This is a genomic window from Pseudomonas sp. PS02303 (assembly GCF_029959925.1).
GTDB lineage: Bacteria > Pseudomonadota > Gammaproteobacteria > Pseudomonadales > Pseudomonadaceae > Aquipseudomonas > Aquipseudomonas mandelii.
Genome location: NZ_JASCOM010000009.1, coordinates 56,924 through 80,173 on the forward strand (window position 1 = coordinate 56,924; position 23,250 = coordinate 80,173).

Annotated in this window: 27 protein-coding genes; 14 read left to right on the forward strand and 13 right to left on the reverse strand. The window is 57.7% G+C overall.

Features of this window, described 5'->3' with window-relative positions:
* Window positions 1-258: 258 nt before the first annotated feature.
* From QMX98_RS04475 to QMX98_RS04490, 4 genes are all read right to left on the reverse strand, one after another.
* On the reverse strand, window positions 259-2,958 hold the full coding sequence (locus QMX98_RS04475) for a bifunctional DNA primase/polymerase (protein ID WP_282410334.1): 2,700 nt from the start codon (window positions 2,956-2,958) through the stop codon (window positions 259-261).
* Window positions 2,955-3,161 (reverse strand): TraR/DksA C4-type zinc finger protein, encoded by a 207-nt coding sequence (locus tag QMX98_RS04480; RefSeq protein ID WP_282410335.1) that lies wholly within the window; start codon window positions 3,159-3,161, stop codon window positions 2,955-2,957. The genes QMX98_RS04475 and QMX98_RS04480 overlap by 4 nt, the downstream gene beginning before the upstream one ends.
* A complete protein-coding gene (locus tag QMX98_RS04485) occupies window positions 3,154-3,642 on the reverse strand; it encodes a phage regulatory CII family protein (protein ID WP_095128716.1) in 489 nt (162 codons plus the stop codon). The genes QMX98_RS04480 and QMX98_RS04485 overlap by 8 nt, the downstream gene beginning before the upstream one ends.
* A 323-nt stretch (window positions 3,643-3,965) precedes the next feature.
* The gene (locus QMX98_RS04490; RefSeq protein WP_177051130.1) at window positions 3,966-4,193 is read right to left on the reverse strand and encodes a YdaS family helix-turn-helix protein; all 228 of its coding nucleotides are present in this window, start codon (window positions 4,191-4,193) and stop codon (window positions 3,966-3,968) included.
* Window positions 4,194-4,292: 99 nt separating this feature from the next.
* On the opposite strand from QMX98_RS04490, the gene QMX98_RS04495 reads away from it, so the two are divergent.
* The 11 genes from QMX98_RS04495 to QMX98_RS04545 all read left to right on the forward strand — a co-directional run bounded on the left by QMX98_RS04495 (window position 4,293) and on the right by QMX98_RS04545 (window position 10,103).
* Window positions 4,293-4,943 carry a S24 family peptidase gene (locus QMX98_RS04495; RefSeq protein WP_177051129.1) on the forward strand — a complete coding sequence of 217 codons (651 nt, stop codon included), beginning with the start codon at window positions 4,293-4,295 and terminating at the stop codon, window positions 4,941-4,943.
* 135 nt (window positions 4,944-5,078) lie between these two features.
* A complete protein-coding gene (locus QMX98_RS04500; RefSeq protein ID WP_282410336.1) occupies window positions 5,079-5,285 on the forward strand; it encodes a hypothetical protein in 207 nt (68 codons plus the stop codon).
* On the forward strand, window positions 5,282-5,848 hold the full coding sequence (locus QMX98_RS04505; RefSeq protein ID WP_282410337.1) for a deoxynucleotide monophosphate kinase: 567 nt from the start codon (window positions 5,282-5,284) through the stop codon (window positions 5,846-5,848). The genes QMX98_RS04500 and QMX98_RS04505 overlap by 4 nt, the downstream gene beginning before the upstream one ends.
* A 10-nt stretch (window positions 5,849-5,858) precedes the next feature.
* Window positions 5,859-6,134, forward strand: coding sequence for a hypothetical protein (locus QMX98_RS04510; protein WP_282410338.1), 276 nt, complete (start codon window positions 5,859-5,861; stop codon window positions 6,132-6,134).
* On the forward strand, window positions 6,131-6,514 hold the full coding sequence (locus QMX98_RS04515) for a hypothetical protein (RefSeq protein ID WP_282410339.1): 384 nt from the start codon (window positions 6,131-6,133) through the stop codon (window positions 6,512-6,514). The genes QMX98_RS04510 and QMX98_RS04515 overlap by 4 nt, the downstream gene beginning before the upstream one ends.
* Entirely contained in the window at window positions 6,511-6,753 is a 243-nt protein-coding gene (locus QMX98_RS04520) for a pyocin activator PrtN family protein (RefSeq protein ID WP_282410340.1), read from the forward strand. The genes QMX98_RS04515 and QMX98_RS04520 overlap by 4 nt, the downstream gene beginning before the upstream one ends.
* 58 nt (window positions 6,754-6,811) lie before the next feature.
* A complete protein-coding gene (locus QMX98_RS04525; protein ID WP_145252684.1) occupies window positions 6,812-7,156 on the forward strand; it encodes a hypothetical protein in 345 nt (114 codons plus the stop codon).
* 52 nt (window positions 7,157-7,208) lie between these two features.
* Window positions 7,209-8,030 carry a DUF2303 family protein gene (locus QMX98_RS04530; protein WP_282410341.1) on the forward strand — a complete coding sequence of 274 codons (822 nt, stop codon included), beginning with the start codon at window positions 7,209-7,211 and terminating at the stop codon, window positions 8,028-8,030.
* Window positions 8,031-8,105: 75 nt separating this feature from the next.
* Window positions 8,106-8,525: a hypothetical protein gene (locus tag QMX98_RS04535; protein WP_282410342.1), complete on the forward strand. Its 420-nt coding sequence runs from the start codon at window positions 8,106-8,108 to the stop codon at window positions 8,523-8,525.
* 166 nt (window positions 8,526-8,691) lie between these two features.
* On the forward strand, window positions 8,692-8,889 hold the full coding sequence (locus QMX98_RS04540) for a hypothetical protein (protein ID WP_042944248.1): 198 nt from the start codon (window positions 8,692-8,694) through the stop codon (window positions 8,887-8,889).
* Window positions 8,856-10,103, forward strand: coding sequence for a site-specific integrase (locus QMX98_RS04545; protein WP_282410343.1), 1,248 nt, complete (start codon window positions 8,856-8,858; stop codon window positions 10,101-10,103). The genes QMX98_RS04540 and QMX98_RS04545 overlap by 34 nt, the downstream gene beginning before the upstream one ends.
* A 249-nt stretch (window positions 10,104-10,352) precedes the next feature.
* Here QMX98_RS04545 and QMX98_RS04550 read toward each other — a convergent pair whose 3' ends face one another.
* Window positions 10,353-11,006: a hypothetical protein gene (locus QMX98_RS04550; protein WP_282410344.1), complete on the reverse strand. Its 654-nt coding sequence runs from the start codon at window positions 11,004-11,006 to the stop codon at window positions 10,353-10,355.
* 462 nt (window positions 11,007-11,468) lie between these two features.
* On the opposite strand from QMX98_RS04550, the gene mutS reads away from it, so the two are divergent.
* Both mutS and fdxA read left to right on the forward strand, forming a co-directional pair.
* Window positions 11,469-14,036 (forward strand): DNA mismatch repair protein MutS, encoded by a 2,568-nt coding sequence (gene mutS / locus QMX98_RS04555; protein ID WP_191650639.1) that lies wholly within the window; start codon window positions 11,469-11,471, stop codon window positions 14,034-14,036.
* A gap of 142 nt (window positions 14,037-14,178) precedes the next feature.
* Complete coding sequence (gene fdxA / locus QMX98_RS04560; RefSeq protein ID WP_008154011.1) at window positions 14,179-14,502, forward strand: ferredoxin FdxA; 324 nt, start codon at window positions 14,179-14,181, stop codon at window positions 14,500-14,502.
* A gap of 474 nt (window positions 14,503-14,976) precedes the next feature.
* On the opposite strand, the gene rpoS is transcribed toward fdxA, so the two are convergent.
* From rpoS to QMX98_RS04600, 8 genes are all read right to left on the reverse strand, one after another.
* Window positions 14,977-15,984, reverse strand: a complete 1,008-nt coding sequence (rpoS, locus tag QMX98_RS04565) for an RNA polymerase sigma factor RpoS (RefSeq protein WP_010462770.1) — start codon at window positions 15,982-15,984, stop codon at window positions 14,977-14,979.
* Window positions 15,985-16,089: 105 nt separating this feature from the next.
* On the reverse strand, window positions 16,090-16,947 hold the full coding sequence (locus QMX98_RS04570; RefSeq protein ID WP_077748336.1) for a peptidoglycan DD-metalloendopeptidase family protein: 858 nt from the start codon (window positions 16,945-16,947) through the stop codon (window positions 16,090-16,092).
* Between the two features lie 211 nt (window positions 16,948-17,158).
* Window positions 17,159-17,794 (reverse strand): protein-L-isoaspartate(D-aspartate) O-methyltransferase, encoded by a 636-nt coding sequence (locus QMX98_RS04575; RefSeq protein WP_010462773.1) that lies wholly within the window; start codon window positions 17,792-17,794, stop codon window positions 17,159-17,161.
* A 41-nt stretch (window positions 17,795-17,835) separates the two neighbouring features.
* The gene (surE, locus tag QMX98_RS04580) at window positions 17,836-18,585 is read right to left on the reverse strand and encodes a 5'/3'-nucleotidase SurE (protein ID WP_077748335.1); all 750 of its coding nucleotides are present in this window, start codon (window positions 18,583-18,585) and stop codon (window positions 17,836-17,838) included.
* Window positions 18,573-19,631: a tRNA pseudouridine(13) synthase TruD gene (gene truD, locus QMX98_RS04585; protein WP_077748334.1), complete on the reverse strand. Its 1,059-nt coding sequence runs from the start codon at window positions 19,629-19,631 to the stop codon at window positions 18,573-18,575. The genes surE and truD overlap by 13 nt, the downstream gene beginning before the upstream one ends.
* Window positions 19,628-20,101 (reverse strand): 2-C-methyl-D-erythritol 2,4-cyclodiphosphate synthase, encoded by a 474-nt coding sequence (ispF, locus tag QMX98_RS04590; RefSeq protein WP_010462780.1) that lies wholly within the window; start codon window positions 20,099-20,101, stop codon window positions 19,628-19,630. The genes truD and ispF overlap by 4 nt, the downstream gene beginning before the upstream one ends.
* A 43-nt stretch (window positions 20,102-20,144) precedes the next feature.
* Complete coding sequence (gene fghA, locus QMX98_RS04595; protein WP_282410345.1) at window positions 20,145-20,990, reverse strand: S-formylglutathione hydrolase; 846 nt, start codon at window positions 20,988-20,990, stop codon at window positions 20,145-20,147.
* An 8-nt stretch (window positions 20,991-20,998) separates the two neighbouring features.
* Window positions 20,999-22,111, reverse strand: a complete 1,113-nt coding sequence (locus QMX98_RS04600) for an S-(hydroxymethyl)glutathione dehydrogenase/class III alcohol dehydrogenase (RefSeq protein ID WP_010462785.1) — start codon at window positions 22,109-22,111, stop codon at window positions 20,999-21,001.
* A gap of 107 nt (window positions 22,112-22,218) precedes the next feature.
* Between QMX98_RS04600 and QMX98_RS04605 the strand changes: the two genes are divergently transcribed.
* Window positions 22,219-23,115: a LysR substrate-binding domain-containing protein gene (locus tag QMX98_RS04605; protein WP_010462786.1), complete on the forward strand. Its 897-nt coding sequence runs from the start codon at window positions 22,219-22,221 to the stop codon at window positions 23,113-23,115.
* Window positions 23,116-23,250 lie beyond the last annotated feature (135 nt).

The window sequence follows — 23,250 nt, forward strand, 5'->3', positions numbered from 1 at the left end:
ATCCCTTTAAAATCAATACTCTTATTAACTGTGAGTTGAGTGTGTTGGGTTTGTTGGGTTTTTCTGTCCTCGCATAAGAAAAAACTCTTACCGTTGTCTTCAGTGCAAATAACGTCACGCATGCGCGCCCGCGACGCCAAACCCAACACACCCAACACAACAGCCGGAAGACCACGAAAACAAAGGACTGAAACTGTGTTGGGTAGCCAAAACCAACCCGACACACACCCGACACACCCAACACACTTTTAGGCGTAGTCATGCGGCAGCCGCCTTAATGTGATCCCAGCTGTCCACATTCCAACCTGCCAGCTTCGCCCTTGCCCGCCAGGCGACGACCATTACACCCAGCTCGGCCGACTTCAGTGATGGGGGCGGGGAAGCATCCTGATCAACCGGAAAGAAGAACGCACCAAATTTGCGGTTACTGCCATCGGTCCAAGGTATCGAACGCGTTTTTTCCACCTCGGAATTGATGAACAGCGAGAACTTCGTCTGACTCATCACGTGTTCTTTATTGCGCTGACACCACTCCAGGAACAACGAGTAAAGGTCAGTAGAAAGACAAGGCCCCCAGAGTCCCTGCCCCAGTTCGCTGTATTTCCATAGATGCAGGAACGTCTGCCAGCCGGCCCGACTCAAGGCCACCAGGCGTTCACGGGCGTCAGTGGATGGCGGACGCGTCCGCTGATTGAAGTCGCCCAAATCAACCGACAACAGCCAGCCATAAAGAGCTGCGACACCGCCTTGCTCCAGCTCCCGGCCAATTGCTTTCTGGCGCTCCACCGGCAAAGTATCCAAGGGCCAGACAACCAGCATTCGGCGATCGCTGTCACTGATCGGCCACGGCATGATCTCGTTACTCAAGAAAACCGCGTTCATATGGTTGGACTCCTCCCAGCCATTGATGAACTTAGATTCCATCCGCACCGTTTTGCCCGTGACCAGATGTTTGATCTTGCCCACTTGGTTGTAGCGCTGATCGCGGCTAACCACCTCTTCGAACACGGCCCAAAGTTTCCGGCTTTGCCAGGCGTTGAAATTGCTTTCCAACTGGGTCTGTCCGACTGTCGCGGCGTACTGGCCGTACAACTTGCCCATGGTATCGGCGAAAAACAGACTCTTACCCGAGCCCTCCATGCTGGAATGCATTAGCACAGCGGTATCCATCTTCGCGCCCAGGTGCTGCAGCGGAAACGCCAGCCAGCGAGTCAACCAGAGCGCCGCATTTTCATCGTGGTTACATAGAAACGAGATCAGCCACCGTAAGTTGGCACATGCGGCATCGTCCCTGAGCGGCTCCAGCGGCAGACCATCAAAGGTATTGATGTAGACGCTCGGGTCTTTGGTCATCGTCGGGTCAAAGACAATGTGGTCAACGTCAACCACCCGCCGTTCGCTGCTGTTCAACCACAATGGGTACGTGTCACCGAGGGCCATTTTCACGGCACCCTCAGCAACACGGCGTTTCTTCTCGCGATCCCAAACGTCCTTGGTGCCATCGATGTACACATAACGCTCGGTTGGCGGCATCCCGAAGGCTCCGCCCTTCTTGCCCGCCATCCGCCGCGACTGCTCGATGTCGCGCACATGGTCATCGGATATCAGCTTGCGGTGCTCGGTATCTTCCGCCCATTGTTTCGCCAGCGGCTTGCCGACACGCGCTTCGAATGCCGACTTCTTCATCACCCGCGACTGATCGAAATCCCACACGTGAGTGGTGCCTTCCACCAGCGCATACCGCCGAAGGATCTGTTCAAGCGTCAGCACCTCCCCCGCCCCCCCGTCAGAAGCCGGAGCGGCCTCGCTGGCTTCGTCCGGCGCACAGCTCGGCTCGCTCGGGTCACCAGATGGGGTCGGGGGAAGATCACGCGGGTCCGGGCGCGAAGAATGCTGCATCCCCAGCAATCGCGCGGCGTCCTTCACAGCTCGCGACTGATCGCCACCGTGTTGCAACAAGCAGAACACCTCGAACGCATCGTTCTGATGACCGTTCGCGAGCGGATCAGCGCCGTGGTGCGAATAGACCTTGCCATCATCACTGACCGTCACACCCGGCAGCCCGGTGCTGCTGTGTGGATACAGCCACTTACTGCCGCGCTTGATGTAGTCGTGGGCACGCAGCAGCTCTTCAACGTCGTGACTGCGATTGAACTCGTCGATCACCGAGGGCTTACCGGCTGCCGGTGGCGCACGCTTGATGACCTTGGCCGGCGGTTTTTTCGGTTTTGGCGCCCATGGACACGCCGCCTCGGCATCTCGCTTGAAGATGTCCCAGTTGTTCCAGATGGACAGCAACTCCGGAGTCAGCATCGGCAAGCCATCACTCACACTCGGCGGCGTGCGCCAGGTGTAAGGTTTACCCGTGCCTGGGTGGATCGATGGTGGCAATACATCCTGCACCAACCCACCGCGCAGCTCGAACACCGTGATGCGCTGATATTCGTCCGCCTCAGCCCGCGCCTCGGCTTCACCCGCCGCATCACCTGCTTCCTTCGCGGCTTTTGCCTTGGCGATCAGCGCCTTGTGTATCGATCCGTCAGGGTCCTTCTCATTTGGCCATGCCAGCGAATGACGGCTCAGTTCAAGACCGTCAGGGACGCGGAACATAATGCGAAAGCGCGCTGGGTTGCCCACCACCGTCGGAAACACCAACGCCATCGCATCTAGATCAATTTCCAGCTGGTCATAAAGAACATGCCGTGTCCAATGCACGTCATCGACGTCCAGGGAACAGATACGGCTGGGGCCAAGCACAACACCAAGGTTGTGCTCAGGCTTCTTTGTCCAGAACGCCGCAGCCTTCGCCGAATCGGTGAAGTACCCACCCGGTTTGTTCCAACCCATCCCCTTCGGGCCTTTCTGACCTGGCTCAATCGGAACCAGCGCCAAACCAAACGTATCAACGTAAAACTGAGCCCAATCAGCAGTAGGCAATCGGTTGTCGTGATCAGTCATCTGCGCCGCTCCCGCAACCCCTGGCAAATGACACAGGTCTGGCAACCCTGAATCGTCTGCTGTCGAAGCAACGGGATAGGGTCATCGCAGTCTTCGCAGAATTGAGCGCTGACGCGACTTGAAGGGATAGGGCGACTGCGCTGAAGAGCAACGTCGAGCAGGTATTGCGCCTGGTCGTTGGCGCGATCGATATCGTCAGCCATTGTCCTGACCCTCCATCGCTTCCCGGGCGCCAGCCATGATGCCTAGTACCGCACGGATCACATCAGCTCCGTGCTTCTCCAGCGCGAGGACCTCATGAAGCTCCCAGACGTTGTCCTTGGCAGCTTCATGCATGCTCGATACGAACTCTGCAGTCTCACCCAAAACATTTCCAACCGCCTTCAGCGCTTCCGAGGTTGCTGGTACCGGCACTGGCTTGTACCAAACCACCCCGGCAGGGCGCATCAGCGCATCCAACAGCAACGGATTGGCCGTCAGCCGGACAACCTCTTCCAGCTCGTCCGGTGTCAGCCAGCGGCGCTCTTCGTCGAGCTTCAGTTTCTTCTGAAGCGCGTCGTTATCCATGACCATGTCGAAAGCCAGGGCTGTGATGCCACCCCGATAATCACGCCCGGCGCGGTAAAGCGCATGACGCAGAGAAAGGACCGGACCAGCGTCCGGCAAAAGATCTGTGCGACTCATAACCGTAAATCCCCTGTTTACGGTGTGGCCGTAGAATCCAACACGATCTATTCTACGACCACGACCGATGTGCTGTGCGAATCGTGCTGTGCAGCACGGCTCATCGTTCCAGTCGGCCCAGGGGATTCTTATGGTGAGAGGTCCTGGGCCGACGCGCTATGTAGCGACTTGCATGTACCTTGTGTAGCTCGTTGCTTCCGGCCTGTAGTTTCTTTGGTGAGAGGTTTCAGGCCGGTGTTTCAAGTGGCGGTACGGTATGTGCTGCGTGCCGCCACCGCTGGGCTGGGGGATTCTTATGGTGAGAGGCCCCAGTTCAGCACTTTTTACGCACCCTTCGAGCCTCGCAGATATGCCCAATCTATGTCTGGGCGAAGCTGCTCACAGGTAACAACACCCCGAGTCTCACGTTCGATACAAACAGCCAACGCGACGCTAGCCCTTCGGTTTCCATATGCGACTTGCCTGAGCTGCCCTGCAGACGTGAGACAGCGGGCAGCAAACGCATCAAGTGCATGTTTATCTAAAGCTTTGATGTAGTCGTGCAAGGTCATAGCCGTCTCCTGTCATAGAGCAAGATTAGCAATTGCTAAACAACAGGGCAATAGCAATCTGTAATTTACTAAATGCTAAATGGGGGTAAAAATTCAGGGATGAATATCAATGAACTCCGCGTGGAAGCTTTGAGGCGCCTGATTGGCAACCTGAAAGCCAAAGAATTCGCCGATAAGCATGATCTCGATGCTTCTTACATTTCCCAGCTCTTAAATGGCCATAGGCCTATGGGGGAGAAAGCAGCGAAGACTCTGGAGCACAAAATTGGCTTAGCTGCCGGCACGTTGGTCATGCCATCGCTTTCCATCGACGCACCGTCAGATTCCAGTCTGCACCCGGGCCCAGAGTTCACTAGGCCCTTTCGTCGAGCTACCATTCGAGGTACAGCGCAGTTGGGACCAAATGGATATTGGGAAGCTCTAGAAGCAACAGATGGCTGGATTGATGTCCCTACCGCAGATCCTGGCGCTTACTCATTAAGAGTTAAAGGTGAGTCAATGGCACCAGCCATCCGAAATGGCTGGGTCGTTTGGTGCGAACCAAATCACAACCTGATACCAGGCGAATATGTGATGGTTCGGCGCGCGAACGGTGAGTGCATGGTGAAAGAACTTTTGTATGAGAACCACGAGGAGGTCAGCCTAATGGCCGTAAACGACGGCTATGGTCGCCTGACAATTCCCCGCAATGAAATAGAGCAGATTCATTATGTTGGCGGTATTGTTCCACCGAGCAAAATCAAATACTGATGGCCGTCCTCGATTGAAACCCGCATCCAGCGGGTTTTTTTTGGACTGAAACAAAGTAAATTAGCAACTGCTATTGCTAAATTATTTAGCTATTGCTAATTTTGGCTCGTGCCCCTCTCACCAAGAGTACGAGACATGCAAACCACACAGCACAGCAACACCCGCTGCCCTGTCTACCTGCACCCAGCGGCCTGCAGTAGCCGCGCAGCAGTAGAAGCCTTCCAGCGCCGCACCGGCCTGCTGGTGTTCACCCCCCCCAAAGGTCGCACCGACGCCATCCAGGCTTTCAACACCCCCGCCGCCGATGAAAGCCACTCGCCGTTCGGGGGTGACGCAGCATGACGACACTTCTAATCGGCCTCGCTGGACGGGCTCGCTCGGGCAAAGACACTGCAGCACAACACCTAGTGAACAACCACGGATTCCAGTCTTATGCATTCGCTGATCCGTTGCGTGACGGCCTGATGCACATCCTCAACCTGAGCCCATGCGACTTCGAAGGCGAGCAAAAGGAACAAGCGTTGCCATGGCTGGGGCGCTCACCCCGCGAGCTGATGCAGTCCCTGGGCACCGAGTGGGGCCGCAACAGCGTGCACCCTGAACTGTGGTTGCTACTGGCCGCGCAGAACCTCGATTTACTGGCACGCACCCACGACACCGCACGCGGCTTCATCGTCAGCGACGTTCGGTTCAACAACGAAGCGGACTTCATCCGTAAACGCGGCGGCGTCGTAGTTCACATGGATCGCGTGGTGGCAACACCCGTAAAACCGCACAGCAGCGAAAACGGAATCCAGGTTGCTCTTGGCGACTTGCGGCTGACAAACGATGGCTCCTTCGATGAATTGTTCACGAACGTCAACCACATCGTGGACACGCTGCACGCCCGTGCAGCAGTCGCCTGAGGACAGCGCCATGAACCGCACCCTGGACGAAACCGCCGCAGTGCTCGGCCTCAAACCCCGGAAATTCCGCGAGCAACTGCGTGCGCTCCGCGTGCTGACGCAAAGCGGCGACCTGGCCAGCCACCACCGTGGCGGCGGCAACCTGTTTTCAGACCCGCGCAGCGTCCAGATCGGGACCACCAACCGTTACAAGCATTACGCCGTGGTGATGGTCACCGAGGCTGGCGTGCAATGGCTGGCCAAGAAGCTGGGTATCACCATCACGCACAAGGACGCTGCCGCATGAAAACCAACTACTTCAACGCCTACACCCAAGCCCTCGGCGCCCTGAGACTGATCCCCATCTACCTGGACAGCCCGGGTGTAGTCAGCCGCGCCACACTGATCGGCGCCGCGAGTGAAGCCATTAACCTGCTGGACAGCATGCCTTGCCGCACAGTGGAACTGGCCGAGGTCTTTCGCTGTGTCAACAACGTGATTCAAGAAGGCCAAGTGGCCTATGTCACCCCGACGAACTCGCCCGAGTATCCATTTGGCGCGGTTGTCGCTGACGCAAAAGGGAATATCTGCGCCGCCGGTATGGGTAAAAGCAAAGAAAGCCTCGCCGAACTGATCCGGCTCAAGTTGGTGCCCCCTGCGGAGGGGTTCGGGGAGGTTGCAGCATGAGCAATACCCTCGACCAGCTTCGCAAGCAGTTCGCCACACCCTGCCCGTCTCTGACGGCAGTGCGGGAACAGTACTTCTCGCACATCCGCACGGATCGCTACCTGCTGAGTGAGATCAAGGCTGGCCGCATTGCTTTGGTCGTGACACACCTGCACAGGTCGGTCCGGACTAAACCGGTGGTGTACCTGCACAACCTGGCCGCCTTCCTCGACGCCCAAGCAGCGGAGGAGGCAGCGTGATTCAACGGTGCCCCTGCCGTCCAGGGGCAGACAACATCCACTCAATGAGGCACAGCACATGAGCAAAGCTCGCCCCTTCATCGACACGTTACGGGACATCGAGGCCGGAGGCTTACTTGATGAACTCAGTGAAACCCAACATAGCCTGATCGATGCCATCCGCCAGACCGGCAAGGGCGGTGAACTGACCATCAAGCTTACCTACAAGCCGGACGGCAGTGGCCAGATGACCATCAAGGCCGACGTTAAAGCGAAAGAACCGATCCTGTCTCGCGGCACATCGCTGTTCTTCCTGACCCCCGAGGGCAACTTGACCCGCCGCGACCCACGACAACAGGACCTACCGTTGCGCACAGTCAGCGAAGACCCGGCGCCGGAAAAATTGCGCCACGTCAGTCCGTAACGCCTGACTCCGAAAACCTCTCACCACAGCATCACCCAACGGAGCACATCCAATGCAACAAGCCATTCAACAACTGGTCACCCTCGCACAGGCGATTGGCAAACCGATTGATCATCAAGGGCTGGCCGCACCCATTTCCCTGCTTCCTGACGGCGTGGGCGTCCACTCCCTTGAGCACCTGCTACCGAACCCAACCCGCACGCGCCAGAAACTCACCGTGCTTGATGCCGAGTCCTTCATTGCATACGTGAACCGCTTCGCCGATGCCGCTACCGCAGTGTTCTGCAATGGCCCCGAAGGCCGAACCTTCCTGGCAGTTATCGACTACCACCAGCCAACCGCCCCCGCCTGGCGCGACCACGTGGCCACGTACCGTTGTCCTACCAGCATCGAGTGGGGTCGTTGGAAAGAGAACGACCGCAAGCGCATGGATCAAGCAACGTTCGCCGAGTTCATCGAAGAGAACGTCAGGGACATCACCCAGCGCCCAAACGAAACGAACGACCCTAGCCCTGCCGACATGCTGGAAATCAGCCGCACCCTGGAAGCCAAGAAAAACATCACCTTCCGCCAAGGCACCCGCCTCGACAACGGCCAGGTTCAACTGACCTACAACGAAGAAATCGACGGGCGTGCCGGCGAGGCAGGCCAACTGCGCATCCCTGAACAATTCTTCATCGCCGTGAAACCTTTCCTCGGTGGTGACGCTTTCTGCGTCCCTGCCCGCTTCCGCTACCGCATTCTGGAAGGTCGCCTGCAAATGTGGTTCGAGCTGGTGCGCCCCGACAAAGTGCTTGAAGAGGCCTACAACGCCGTCCGCCTGAAGATCCAGAGCGCAATCGGTGAAGTCCCGCTGTACGAAGCCACCCTGTAACTAATCCCAAGTAATACCCGCCGCCAGCCTCTCACCAAAAATCCTGACGGCGGGATCTACCGAGGTACACAGCACATGACAACAATTCAGATTTGCGCACTGATCGTTCTGATCGTACTTGTTGGCCTTACCTATTGGGCAGGCTATCGCGGCGGCCTGAACGATGGCCGCATCGAAGGTATCGACGAAGGCAAGGCCATTCAGCAATCAGATAGCTCAGGGACGATCCAGGACCTTAAGCGATCGCTTGATCAGGCGCAGGACCACAATGAGCAACTGTACTCCCACTATGAGCGCGCATTGGCCGCCGCAAAACTAGGGGAACCAGAACGCCAGACTCTGCTGGCCATCGCCGAACAACTGAGAATTGCGGCAGAGACATTCAGCGCATTCCGCACAGGCAAGAAACTCGAACGAGACTCCGTTGCGCTCCGCGACCAGGCTCTGGCCATGGCGAGCCTTCTGGTACCGGTAGCGCAGGAAGATGCCGCATGACAGCCCTTTGCCGAACAGTCCGAATACGCAGCGGACAAATGCCGCCCCTCGACCTGAACGTCATCTGTGACAAATGCGACAAGTCGCGGGCACACGGCAACCACCAAAAATGCAGCAAACAGCGCCAAGCCGAGGGCATCGCACGGCGCGCAGGGGAGCAACAGCAATGAGCCTTCCACGCTGGGTAATGATCAGCCGTGCATCAGAACTCACCGGCTACAGCGAAGACGCCATTCGCCACAAGGTGAAGAACGGCACCTGGGCACAAGGCCGGATCTGGCGCAAGACGCCAGACGGCCGCATCGCAATCAACATGACGGAGTACGACAAGTGGGCCGAGAGCGCACCGCAGGAAGCGGCCTAGAAGCCGAGCTAGCCAAGCACAAGGGGATTGAATTACACGGCGGCAACATTCGCGTCGTGTTCATGTGGCGGCGAATCCGCTGCCGCGAATCCCTCGGCCTTCCAGTGACCAAAGCCAACATCAAACATGCCGCCCTACTTAGGGCGGCAATCATTCATGAGATCAAGACAGGGCATTTTGATTACAACCGTCACTTTCCCAACTCGAAGAACGCGACCAACTACAGCAACGTAAAAGACGAATGCTTGGCCGCACTGATGGCCCGTTACAAACCGTTGAAGGCCGTCGACATTACCCCGATGACCGAAGAGAAATACGGTTACGCACTTGATATCTGCACCGAGCTATTGGGACCAGACCGATTGGCAGGCATCCTATTGCCTGAGGATATCCAACTGCTCAGGACCCAATTGATCGCCACCCGGGCACCTTCGACCGCGAACCATTATCTGGCCACGTTTGCCGGATTCCTGGCTTGGTGCGAGAACAACAGCTACTGCCGTAAAGGCCTGTCCGCCGCCTGCATACGATTCGCGATGATCGGACGCGAACCGGATCCGCTGACCAAAGGCGAGTTAGAACAACTGCTTACCAAAGGATGCCTTCATCCACAGGACTCAGCCGCGATCACCCTCGCGGTTTACACCGGGCTGCGCCCGGGCGAGATGTGCGCGCTGGCCGTAGAAGATATCGACCTGGTCGCCGGCCAGCTCAACATCACTAGGGCAATCACGGCGGACGGCACATTCAAAGTCCCCAAGACTGGAAAGCCTCGGGCCGTACTTTTGATGCCGCCAGCCGTCGAGGCCTGTAAAACGCTGATGGGGCTAGTAGCCGACCACGCGCCACGCGAGATCGAGGTCTACATGAACCGTCACGAAAGCCGCGTCGAAACGGTTACCCCACTGCTGTCCCCAACCACACAAGCCCGCAAGAAAATCATCAACCACTGGTTTATCCCCACGTCGTGGAACACAAAGTGGGCAGCCATTCAAAAGCGTTCGGGGATTCGACCGCGCCGCCCGTACCAAACTCGGCACACCTACGCCTGTTGGTGCCTGACTGCGCGTGGCAATCTGGCGTTCATTGCAAAGCAAATGGGGCACAAAGATTTCACGATGTTGGTAGAGGTTTATGCGAAATGGATGGATGACGAGTCACCAACTGAGTTGCAGCACATATGGAACAATATGCGCAGACAGAACGGTAAATAACTGATTTTTTTGAACAAAAAAGCCCGGCATATAGCCGGGCTTTTTTTGATTGCAAGTCAGCACATCATGACGGGTTTCTCAATACCCAGCTCAGCGCACGCTTGCTTCAGGCTTTGATCAGCCTCTTGGAAACGACGCACACGGGCCAAGGTGTAATCGCGACCACTTAGCCCATCTTTACGAGGGGTTGTGGCGTGCTTTGTCTGATACTCGCTAGCGCTAAAGCTTTTCATGACGTGATTCCTTTCCTTACAAGGGAATAAAGCAATCTTTGTTGCTTTGATATGTTTCTAACTGGTGCTGCAAAACGTGTTTGAAGGTCGCATGATCATTAGAATACGTCGCCGCATGCACTCCATTGAACCCCTGATGATCGAGGTAACGATAGAACAGCTCATCAAACATATCTACCTGCTCGCGGACACTTTCTCGGATCGTTTTGTTCTTGAAATCATCAATGAAGTGATAGTAATCGCCATTCGGCCATCGAGGGCGGTGGTACATCAGCACCGCTGGCTTCAAAGGATTCACAGAAACAACACGCCCTTCACTCTGATCATTCTTGGGATTGATCGGATCAAGAGCGAACCACAGCCAGAGCACTGCAGCGCAGCTCATTGCGAATCTACCCACCGCAATTTCAACGTCAGCGTTGGTGCGACCCAAGGCCTCAATGAGATCCTGCAGCTGCCCCACATTTCCGCCCGGGTTTGCCCGCAAATAAATACGGATCTTTTTTCCGAGCGGAGCGTCTTGCAGCACCTGAATCAAAGGCCCCACTGAGGCTGGGTCGATGCAGGCGAGCTCAATAGTCTCCCTGTCATCGCTATGAACCACGTGCAACTGTGACACTACGGACTCAATAGCAGTTCCATCCTGCTCGGCGATCGCACCAACTTCCATGAATGACCCTTAATTTGACACGTTCTTATTGCCTAAAATCATAAGACAATAGTGGCCATTTGCCACCTATACAGTCGAAAAAAGCCCGGCTTCAGCCGGGCTTATCGATCATTCCTGGAAATAAAGTAGGAACGACGGGATGCGCGAATCTTCGGTCATGCGGCCTTTTGATGTCAAGCAATGCCTTGTGACATGTCACACTTATTTCCTAGGTTTCACCTATCAATTGAGCTACGACCACATTTTACGCCCTCTTGGTCTGACTACCGCTGGGCAAGCTAGCAGTTCCGCCACCGTGGTAACCTACTCAATCTGCGAGCAAATTTTGAGTTGGGGCTCACCGTTAGAGATAAAAAGTGCAAGAGCGCACGGCTTATGAAGCCTACAAACTGCGGTACGAAATGCCCCATATTTGCCCCACACTTTTGAGCCAATATCGCTAAGCCACTGATGAATAAAGCCATTTCAGATTTATCCAGTCACACCCCAATGATGCAGCAATACTGGCGCCTGAAGAACCAGCACCCCGACCAGCTGATGTTCTACCGCATGGGCGACTTCTACGAGATCTTCTATGAAGACGCGAAGAAGGCCGCCAAGTTGCTGGACATCACCCTGACGGCCCGTGGGCAGTCGGCCGGTCAGGCGATTCCGATGTGTGGGATTCCTTACCACGCCGCCGAAGGCTACCTGGCGAAACTGGTGAAGCTCGGCGAGTCGGTGGTGATCTGTGAACAGGTCGGCGATCCGGCCACCAGCAAGGGGCCGGTGGATCGTCAGGTGGTGCGGATCATCACGCCGGGCACGGTCAGTGATGAAGCGCTGCTGGATGAGCGTCGGGACAACCTGATCGCGGCGGTGTTGGGTGACGAACGTCTGTTCGGTCTGGCGGTGCTGGACATCACCAGCGGCAACTTCACCGTGCTGGAAATAAAGGGCTGGGAAAACCTGCTGGCGGAGCTGGAGCGGGTCAATCCGGTGGAGCTGATGATTCCCGATGACTGGCCAAAGGACCTGCCGGCGGAAAAACGTCGCGGGGTTCGTCGCCGTGCGCCGTGGGATTTCGAGCGCGACTCGGCACTGAAAAGCCTTTGCCAGCAATTCTCCACCCAGGACCTGAAAGGCTTCGGTTGCGAGAACCTGACCCTGGCCATCGGCGCCGCCGGTTGCCTGCTCAGCTACGCCAAGGAAACCCAGCGCACCGCCCTGCCCCATTTGCGCAGCCTGCGCCATGAACGCCTGGATGACACCGTGGTGCTGGACGGCGCGAGCCGTCGCAACCTGGAACTGGACACCAACCTGGCCGGAGGCCGCGACAACACGTTGCAGTCGGTGGTAGACCGCTGCCAGACCGCCATGGGCAGCCGCCTGCTGACCCGCTGGCTGAACCGTCCGCTGCGGGATCTGACCGTATTGCTGGCGCGACAGACCTCGATCACGTGCCTGCTCGACGGTTACCGTTTCGAAAAGCTGCAACCGCAGCTCAAGGAAATCGGTGATATCGAGCGGATTCTGGCGCGGATCGGCCTGCGCAATGCCCGTCCTCGCGACTTGGCTCGTCTGCGCGATGCGCTCGGTGCATTGCCAGAATTGCAAGTGGCGATGACTGAACTGGAAGCGCCGCACATCATTCAACTGGCGAAGACCACCAGCACCTACCCGGAACTTGCGGCGCTGCTGGAAAAAGCCATCATCGACAACCCGCCGGCGGTGATCCGTGACGGCGGTGTGTTGAAGACCGGTTACGACGCCGAATTGGACGACTTGCAATCGCTCAGCGAAAACGCCGGGCAGTTCCTGATCGACCTGGAAGCACGGGAGAAGGCTCGCACCGGCCTGTCGCACTTGAAGGTCGGCTACAACCGCATTCACGGTTACTTCATCGAGTTGCCGAGCAAGCAGGCTGAATCGGCACCGGCCGACTACATCCGCCGCCAGACGCTCAAAGGTGCCGAGCGATTCATCACGCCGGAACTGAAAGCGTTCGAGGACAAGGCGTTGTCAGCCAAGAGCCGCGCCCTGGCCCGCGAGAAGATGCTGTACGAAGCGCTGCTCGAAGACCTGATCGCCCAATTGCCGCCGTTGCAAGATACCGCCGCGGCACTGGCCGAGCTGGACGTGCTGAGCAACCTTGCCGAGCGTGCGCTGAACCTCGACCTGAACTGCCCGCGCTTCGTTGACGAGCCGTGCATGCGCATCTCCCAGGGTCGCCACCCGGTGGTCGAGCAAGTGCTGACCACGCCGTTCGTGGCCAACGACCTGAGCCTCGACGACAACACGCGCATGCTGGTGATCACCGGTCCGAACATGGGCGGTAAATCCACCTACATGCGCCAGACCGCGTTGATCGTGCTGCTGGCGCACATTGGCAGTTTCGTGCCGGCAGCCAGTTGCGAATTGTCTCTGGTGGACCGGATCTTCACCCGGATCGGTTCCAGCGATGACCTGGCGGGCGGGCGATCGACTTTCATGGTCGAAATGAGCGAAACCGCGAACATTCTGCACAACGCCACCGAACGTAGCCTGGTACTGATGGACGAAGTCGGTCGCGGCACCAGCACCTTCGATGGCCTGTCCCTGGCCTGGGCTGCCGCCGAACGCCTGGCGCATCTGCGGGCTTACACGCTGTTTGCCACCCACTACTTTGAGCTGACGGTGTTACCGGAAGCCCAGCCGCTGGTGGCCAACGTTCACCTTAATGCCACCGAGCACAACGAGCGCATCGTGTTCCTGCACCACGTGCTGCCCGGGCCTGCCAGCCAGAGCTACGGCCTGGCAGTTGCGCAGTTGGCCGGTGTGCCGAGTGAAGTGATCGTGCGTGCTCGCGAGCACCTGGGCCGACTGGAAGCGACTGCCCTGCCCCATGAAGTTCCGAAACCAACCAGAGGCAAACCGGCCGCGCCGCAGCAGAGCGATATGTTCGCCAGCCTGCCGCATCCGGTGCTGGATGAACTGGCCAAACTCGATCTGGATGACATGACACCGCGTCGCGCGTTAGAAATGCTCTATACACTAAAGACACGGATCTAACGCACTTGCCTGCAAGCTGTTAGAATCTCGCGCGGTTTGGGATGCTGCAGGCTAATAGCCTGGCCTGCAGACTATCGCTCCCAAACCTGGCGACCCCAACAAGAAGGGGCTCCGCTGCCGCCGCCTGAGGAGAAAATTAGAAATGACCTTCGTCGTCACCGACAACTGCATCAAGTGCAAGTACACCGACTGCGTAGAAGTCTGTCCGGTGGACTGCTTTTACGAAGGCCCGAACTTCCTGGTGATTCACCCGGATGAGTGCATCGACTGCGCATTGTGCGAACCAGAATGCCCTGCCGTGGCCATCTTCTCTGAAGATGAAGTCCCGGAAGACATGCAGCAGTTCATTCAGCTGAACGTTGAGTTGGCCGAAATCTGGCCCAACATCACCGAGAAGAAAGAATCGCTGCCCGACGCTGAAGAGTGGGATGGCGTCAAAGGCAAGATCAAAGACCTCGAACGCTGATTTCCCCCGCGTTCTCGAAAAGGCCCCTAGCGGGCCTTTTTGCTTTTCTGCAGGAAAAAAAAAGGGGCGGTTTGACCCGCCCACATTTTTTCCCTATTCCCTGTGTTCCTTTTCATCGTCCTGATGAATCGCTTCCCTGCGATGTCCATTCCCCTCATCCTTGAAGGGTGTGTCTGTCCGTTGACACAGTTCAGATACTAGAGAGTTCCCCACCAAGCGCAATCGCTCCCAATCCGCAAAACTCTCTGTCATATGCTTTTAATCTTTATTAATAACTATATAAATCAACTAGATAACTCGAACAGACGTAACAGATGAGCGACTGCCACACTGTAAAAATAACGAACACTTACGAAAGAGTAAGCAAAGACTTACAGCGCGAAACTACAATCCTGAGGCGCTTGCCAGCCATCTCCCAGGCATTAAAAAACCCCGAACCAGTCGAGGTTTTTTAATGCTACTCAAGCGCGTTGCTTACTGAAACAGCGACTCGCTCGACAGGCCGTTCTTCTCGAGAATCTCCCGAAGACGTTTCAGGCCTTCCACCTGAATCTGTCTGACCCGTTCCCGGGTCAGGCCGATCTCCAGGCCCACGTCTTCAAGTGTGCTGCTCTCGTGACCGCGCAGGCCGAAGCGGCGTACCACCACTTCGCGTTGCTTGTCGGTCAGTTCCGAAAGCCATTGATCGATGCTCTGGGACAGGTCGTCATCCTGCAACAGCTCACATGGATCGGTTGGTCGGTCATCTGTAAGGGTGTCCAGCAGGGTTTTATCCGAATCCGGACCCAGCGAGACGTCGACCGAAGAAACCCGCTCGTTCAAGCCAAGCATGCGCTTGACCTCTGCCACTGGTTTTTCCAGCAGGTTGGCGATTTCTTCGGGTGAGGGTTCGTGATCGAGTTTTTGGGTCAGCTCTCGTGCAGCCCGCAGGTACACGTTGAGCTCTTTGACCACATGGATCGGCAACCGGATGGTCCGGGTCTGATTCATGATTGCGCGCTCGATGGTCTGACGAATCCACCAGGTTGCGTAGGTTGAAAAGCGGAAGCCGCGCTCAGGATCGAATTTCTCCACTGCCCGGATCAGTCCGAGGTTGCCCTCTTCGATCAGGTCCAGCAGCGACAACCCACGATTGACGTAACGCCGGGCGATTTTCACCACCAGCCGCAGGTTGCTTTCAATCATGCGTTTGCGCCCGGCCGGATCACCACTTTGCGACAGACGCGCAAAATGAACTTCTTCTTCCGGGGAGAGCAGCGGGGAAAAACCGATTTCGTTGAGGTACAGTTGCGTGGCATCAAGTGCCCGCGTGTAGTCGATGTACTTGTGTTGCTTTAGCGAAGCGGAGTGTTTGGATTTGGCACGAACGGAAGGTGGAGCAGCCCCTTCATCATTCGACATCGAATCCGTAGCGATGCCGGTCTCCATAAGGAGAACCTCATCGTCGATGTCAAACTCCGGCACTTCTTTACTGAGAGCCATTGTTATAGTCCTTTGGTGAGTTCGACCCCAAGCTCAAGCGGCGCCTTTATCCTTGGCAACGCTGGAGCCTGTCCCCTCTACGTGACGGAACAGGCTGGTAACAAATCAACGACGTGGCAGGAACTGCAGTGGATCTACAGGTTTACCTTGTCGGCGAATCTCAAAATGCAGTTTCACCCGGTCTGTACCCGTTGACCCCATTTCGGCAATTGTCTGTCCGACCTTGACCTGCTGCCCCTCCCGAACCAACAGCCTGCGGTTATGTCCGTAGGCACTGACGTAGGTGTCGCTGTGTTTGATGATGACTAATTCGCCGTAGCCCCTTAAGCCACTCCCGGCGTATACCACCGTCCCATCAGACGCAGCTAAAACAGGCTGTCCCAAATCCCCGGCGATATCAATTCCTTTATTCAAACTACCGTTTGAGGAGAACTTTCCAATCAGAATGCCATTAGATGGCCATCCCCAGCCGGTCGGGGCTGGGCCGGCAGGAGGCATCGGAGCGGGGGTCGGTTTGCTGGCGACGGACGGTGCAACCACCGCTGTGCTGGTGGTTGCGCCATTTGGCTGGCGTCGGATTACCGTGGTTTTCAGCGACGACGAAGGCGTTGAATCGGTAGCACTGGCTACCGCCGCCGACGTTGATCCGGTGCGACCGTCAAAGCGAATTGTCTGACCCGGATGGATCGTGTACGGCGTAGGAATATTGTTCCGTGCGGCGAGGGCTTTGTAGTCCCAGCCGTAGCGAAAAGCGATCGAGAACAACGTATCTTTTGGTCGAACGACGTATTGACCCGTGGTCACCGCCGGACGCTGGGCGACGGACTTGTTACGATCGACGACACGCACGTCACTCGTTTTGGAACTGGAGCAACCGACCAGCAAGGTGCTCAAGACGAGGCCAGTCACCAGGCGCTGAAAGCTCTTTGTACCCATACGCTGCGCAATGACTGTGAGACTCACCCGCCGCTCCCTTTTTGGTGGCTGAAATAGTGGATTGCCGTGTTTCGGCACGAAATGTCGCAAGTATAACGGGCCGAACAGGCTTTACCTTTAACGAAGCGAAATCGCTTCGCGCACACGTTTGCTGCCTGCCGATGAATCCTGTTTAACCCATCTATGCCGCTGTAAGACCCGGGCAATCGAAGAGAATTCAGCGTACTTGAACAAATGCTCAGGCCAGCGGCCCGTTGAGCAGTGGCACGAAGCGAACCGACCCCAGAACACGACGTGAAAAGCCTTGTTCTTCGCGGATGATCAGCATCAGTTGCTGCACCTCACCGGAGCCGACAGGAATCACCAGCCGCCCGCCAGGCGCCAATTGATCCAGCAACGCCTGGGGTACATCGGTCGCCACTGCGGTCACGATAATGCCGTTGTATGGCGCAAGTGCCGGCCAGCCTTCCCAACCATCGCCCCAGCGGAACACCACGTTGCGCAGGTTCAGCTCCACCAGGCGTTCCTTGGCCCGGTCCTGCAACACCTTGATGCGCTCCACGGAGAACACCCGTTCAACCAGCTGCGACAGCACCGCCGTCTGGTAACCCGAGCCGGTACCGATTTCCATCACCTTGTCCAAGGGACCGGCCTCCAGCAGCAGCTCGCTCATGCGCGCCACCATATAAGGCTGGGAGATGGTCTGGTTGTGTCCGATCGGCAGGGCCGTGTCTTCGTAGGCGCGATGAGCCAGCGCTTCGTCGACGAACAGGTGACGCGGTGTACGACGGATGACTTCCAGCACCTTGGCGTTGGAAACCCCTTCCTCATACAGACGCTGAATCAGGCGCTCGCGGGTTCGTTGCGAGGTCATTCCGATGCCGCGACGCAAAATATCGTCTTGTTCACGAGCCATTAGCGCAACCCCTCCAACCAGCCATCGAGACTTCTGAAGGCATCATTGAAGGTGCGATCCAGTTGCAGCGGAGTAATCGAGACAAAGCCCTGCATCACCGCATGAAAGTCGGTGCCCGGGCCACCATCCTCGGCGTCCCCGGCGGCGGCGATCCAGTAACCGGACTTGCCGCGCGGGTCGACCACTTTCATCGGTGCCGCAGCACGTGCGCGGTGCCCGAGGCGGGTCAGCTGAATACCGCGAATGTGGTCCAGCGGCAAATTGGGAATATTCACGCTCAGTACCGTACGCGGTGGCAAGTCGAGGTCAGCGTGGGCCTCGACCAGTTTGCGCGCAAAGTAAGCGGCTGTGGGAAGGTTCTCCACTTGCCGTGAGACCAACGAAAAGGCGAACGAAGGACGCTCAAGGAAACGCCCCTCGAGTGCCGCCGCAACGGTGCCGGAATACAGCACGTCGTCGCCCAGGTTGGCGCCCAGGTTGATGCCGGAAACCACCATGTCCGGTTCGCGCTCCAGCAAGCCGTTAAGGCCCAGGTGCACGCAATCGGTGGGTGTGCCGTTCAGGCTGATAAAGCCGTTGGCCAGGGTTTGCGGGTGCAAAGGACGGTCGAGCGTCAGCGAACTGCTGGCGCCGCTTTTGTCCTGGTCCGGGGCGATAACCACGCACTCGGTGTAATCCGCCAGCGCAGCATAAAGCGCGGCGAGACCGGGTGCGGCTACCCCATCGTCGTTAGAAATCAGAATACGCATGGGCTGTCCGTCTGCCCCACCGGCACCAGATCAACAAGCTCGCGCACCAATACGGTGGCAAAGCATCCGGCCGGGAGGACGAATTCCAGTTGCAGAATGTCAGGCTCCGGATAATGCCACGTCAACCCACCAATGGGCAGCCGCAGGATGCGACGTTCGTGGTTCATTCCGGCGTTAATCAACCAATCGCGCAGATCCGCTTCGCGAGCGGCGATTGCCTGCTCCAGTACATGGACAGCGCCGGTCGCCGGCGAGTCACCTTCGCCCCACTGGGGACCGGTCGGGTGCAGGTCGAGAATTGCCAGGCGCGGGTCGCTGCACTCGGCTTCACCTGCCGGAAAAAAACTGCGGCTGTCGGTGAAGGCCAGCAGATCGCCGACCTGCGCTTGCTGCCAGGTGCCATCGGCCACACGCGCCGCCAATACCTGGTTGAACAGGAAGCTGCGGGCAGTGGAGAGCAGACGCGAACGGACATTGCGCTGCTCCGGCAACGCCTTGCGCGCGGCCCAGGCACGGGCATCGACCACGTTACCGCCATCAAAGCCGAAACGCTGGGCACCGAAATAATTGGGAATACCTTGCTTGGCGATCAGCTGCAGCCGCTCTTCAATCGCGGCTTTGTCGCCAGCGAATTGCGTCAGGCGCAAGGTGAAGCCATTCGCCGAATGGGCACCGCGTTGCAGCTTGCGCTTGTGCCGACCGGTCTTGAGGATTTTCAGCGTGTCGTTTTCGGCCGCCGACAAATCAGGATCGGCCTTGCCCGGCAGCTGCACGCTGAACCACTGGCGAGTCAGCGCCTGACGATCCTTGAGGCCTGCATAGCTGACGGTGCGCAATGGCACACCCGCCGCCTTGGCAATGCGCCGTGCCGCTTCTTCGGTATTGAGACCGCGCTTTTCCACCCAGATCCACAAGTGTTCGCCATCGCCACTGAGGGGGATATCGAGCACTTCATCGACCTGAAAATCTTCTGCGGTGGCTTTCAGAACCGCCGTACCGAGGGCGTCGCCATAGGCTCGCGGGCCGAGCAATTGCGCTTCGTTCATGCGCGCAGCAACAAGGCAACGGAATGCACGGCAATGCCTTCTTCGCGACCGACAAAGCCAAGCTTTTCGGTGGTGGTAGCTTTCACGTTCACTTGATCCAACTCAACTTGAAGATCCGCGGCAATCAGCGCGCGCATCGATTCGATATGCGGGGCCATTTTCGGCGCCTGGGCGACGATGGTGTTATCGACGTTGCCGACTTTCCAGCCTTTGGCGTGGATCAGTGCGACGACGTGACGCAACAGCACGCGGCTGTCGGCGCCCTTGAATGTCGGGTCGGTGTCCGGGAAGTGCTTGCCGATATCACCCAGCGCAGCGGCGCCGAGCAAGGCATCGCTCAAGGCGTGCAGCAGGACGTCACCGTCGGAGTGAGCGAGCAGCCCGAAGCCGTGTGCAATGCGCACACCGCCCAGAGTAATGAAATCGCCTTCAGCGAAACGATGCACATCATAGCCGTGGCCAATACGCATAAAAAAACGCCCCGATTTTTGTCAGGGCGTGATTCTACCTGCATTAGGCGCCTAGAGCGCGTGCGTGATGCTGCAAGTGGTCGTCAATGAAGCTGGCGATGAAGAAATAGCTGTGGTCGTAGCCCGGTTGCAGGCGCAACGTCAGCGGATGACCGGCCAGTTTGGCCGCCTGTTGCAAGGCTTCAGGCTTGAGCTGAGTCGCCAGGAAATCATCACGGTCACCTTGATCGACCAGCAACGGCAACTTTTCGTCGGCCTCGGCGATCAGTGCGCAGGCATCCCATTCGCGCCACTTCGAGCGGTCCTCCCCCAAGTAGCGGGAAAACGCTTTCTGACCCCACGGGCAATCCATCGGATTGTTGATCGGCGAGAACGCCGACACCGATTGGTAACGCCCCGGATTGCGCAAGGCGCAGACCAGCGCCCCGTGGCCACCCATGGAGTGACCGCTGATGCCGCGCTTGTCCGACGCCGGGAAATGGGCTTCGACCAATGCCGGCAATTCCTGCACGACATAGTCCTGCATCCGATAGTGCCGGGACCAGGGTTCCTGCGTGGCATTCAGATAAAACCCGGCACCGAGACCGAAGTCCCAGGCGCCGTCCGGATCACCTGGAACATCGGGTCCGCGAGGGCTGGTGTCCGGCGCAACGATGATCAACCCAAGCTCGGCGGCCATGCGCATCGCGCCGGCCTTGTGCATGAAGTTTTCGTCGGTACAGGTCAGGCCGGACAACCAATACAGCACCGGCAACTTGCCGCCCTGCTCCGCCTGCGGCGGCAGGTACACGGCGAACACCATGTCGCAGCCGAGGACATCGGAGCGGTGCTTGTAGCGTTTGTGCCAGCCACCGAAGCTTTTCTGGCAGGAGATATTTTCCAGGCTCATGACCGACCTCAGAAATGGATGACGCTACGGATGCTTTTGCCTTCGTGCATCAGGTCGAAAGCCTTGTTGATGTCTTCCAGGCCCATGGTGTGGGTGATAAACGTATCCAGCGGGATTTCGCCGGTTTCGGCCATCTCGACGTAGCTTGGCAATTCGGTACGACCGCGCACGCCGCCGAATGCCGAACCGCGCCAGACACGACCGGTCACCAGCTGGAATGGACGGGTTGAGATTTCCTGGCCGGCACCGGCCACACCGATAATCACCGACTCACCCCAACCCTTGTGGCAGCACTCAAGGGCCGCACGCATCAATTGCACATTGCCGATGCACTCGAAGGAAAAGTCGACGCCGCCGTCAGTCATGTCGACGATGACTTCCTGGATAGGACGGTCGAAATCTTTCGGGTTCACGCAGTCGGTTGCACCGAGCTGCTTGGCGATCTCGAACTTCGCCGGGTTGATGTCGATGGCGATGATGCGACCTGCCTTGGCCTTGACCGCACCGATGATGGCTGACAAACCGATGCCGCCCAGACCGAAAATGGCGACGGTATCACCTGGTTTTACCTTGGCGGTATTGAGGACTGCACCGATACCGGTGGTGACACCGCAGCCCAGCAGGCAGACTTTTTCCAGTGGGGCTTCTTTTGGAATTTTGGCGACGGAGATTTCCGGCAGCACGGTGTATTCGGAGAATGTCGAGGTCCCCATGTAGTGGAAAATTGGCTGGCCCTTGTAGGAAAAGCGCGAAGTGCCATCCGGCATCAGGCCCTTGCCTTGAGTCGCGCGAATCGCCTGACACAGGTTGGTTTTTCCCGACAGACAGAATTTGCACTGACGGCATTCCGGGGTGTACAGCGGGATCACATGGTCGCCGACCGCGACGGAGGTCACGCCCTCACCGATCGCCTCAACCACCGCGCCACCTTCGTGACCGAGGATCGACGGGAAGATGCCTTCCGGGTCAGCGCCCGACAGGGTGTAGGCATCGGTATGGCAGACACCGGAGGCCACCACTCGCAGCAGAACTTCACCGGCCTTGGGCATGGCGACATCGACTTCGACGATCTCGAGGGGTTTCTTGGCCTCGAAGGCAACGGCAGCGCGCGACTTGATCATGTGGATTCTCCAGTGAATAAAAACGAGACAGGGAGTGTAATACAGCGCGCTACGAGGAATAATCCGGGCAAAAGCAAAACATTATTGCCACACAGGGATAATCCTGGATGTCTGAAAACCGCTGGGAAGGAATCGACGAGTTCGTCGCCGTGGCCGAGTGCAGCCAATTCACGGCGGCGGCGGAACGCCTTGGAGTTTCTTCCTCTCACATCAGTCGACAAATCGCACGCCTCGAAGAGCGCCTTCAGACGCGACTGCTTTACCGCAGCACTCGCCGGGTGACGCTGACCGAAGCCGGGCAAACCTTTTTGCAACATTGCCAGCGCTTGCAGGACGGTCGCGAAGAAGCCTTGCGCGCGGTCGGCGACCTGACCAGCGAGCCTAAGGGCATGCTGCGCATGACCTGCGCCGTGGCGTATGGCGAACGCTTCATCGTGCCATTGGTAACCCGTTTCATGGGCCTTTATCCACAACTGCGCGTCGACATTGAATTGAGCAACCGTCCTCTCGACCTGGTGCACGAAGGGCTGGACCTGGCAATCCGCCTCGGGCGTCTCCAGGATTCGCGACTGGTCGCCACGCGCCTGGCACCACGGCGGATGTATTTGTGCGCGTCGCCGTCCTACGTGGAACGGTATGGTCGCCCACACAGTTTGTCGGAACTCAGTCGCCACAATTGCCTGATCGGCAGTTCGGACATGTGGCAACTGGAGCAGAACGGGCGGGAATTTTCACAACGGGTGCAGGGAAACTGGCGCTGCAACAGTGGGCAAGCGGTTCTGGATGCGGCACTACAGGGTGTCGGGTTGTGTCAGCTGCCAGACTATTACGTGCTGGAGCACCTGAAAAACGGCGAATTGATTTCATTGCTGGAGGCGCACCAGCCACCGAACACGGCGGTTTGGGCGCTGTATCCACAGCAGCGGCATCTGTCGCCGAAGGTGCGCAAGTTGGTGGATTATTTGAAGCAAGGGTTGGCTGAGCGGCCGGAGTATCGAACTTAGCTCGGATTGCCGCTTTCAGTGACAGTTTTGCTGACTGAGAGAACGCCATCGCGAGCAGGCTCAGTGCTACAGGGAAATTCATTCCAATGCAGGAGTGAGTCTGCTCGCGATGGCGGTTGAACAGCCAATGAGCGA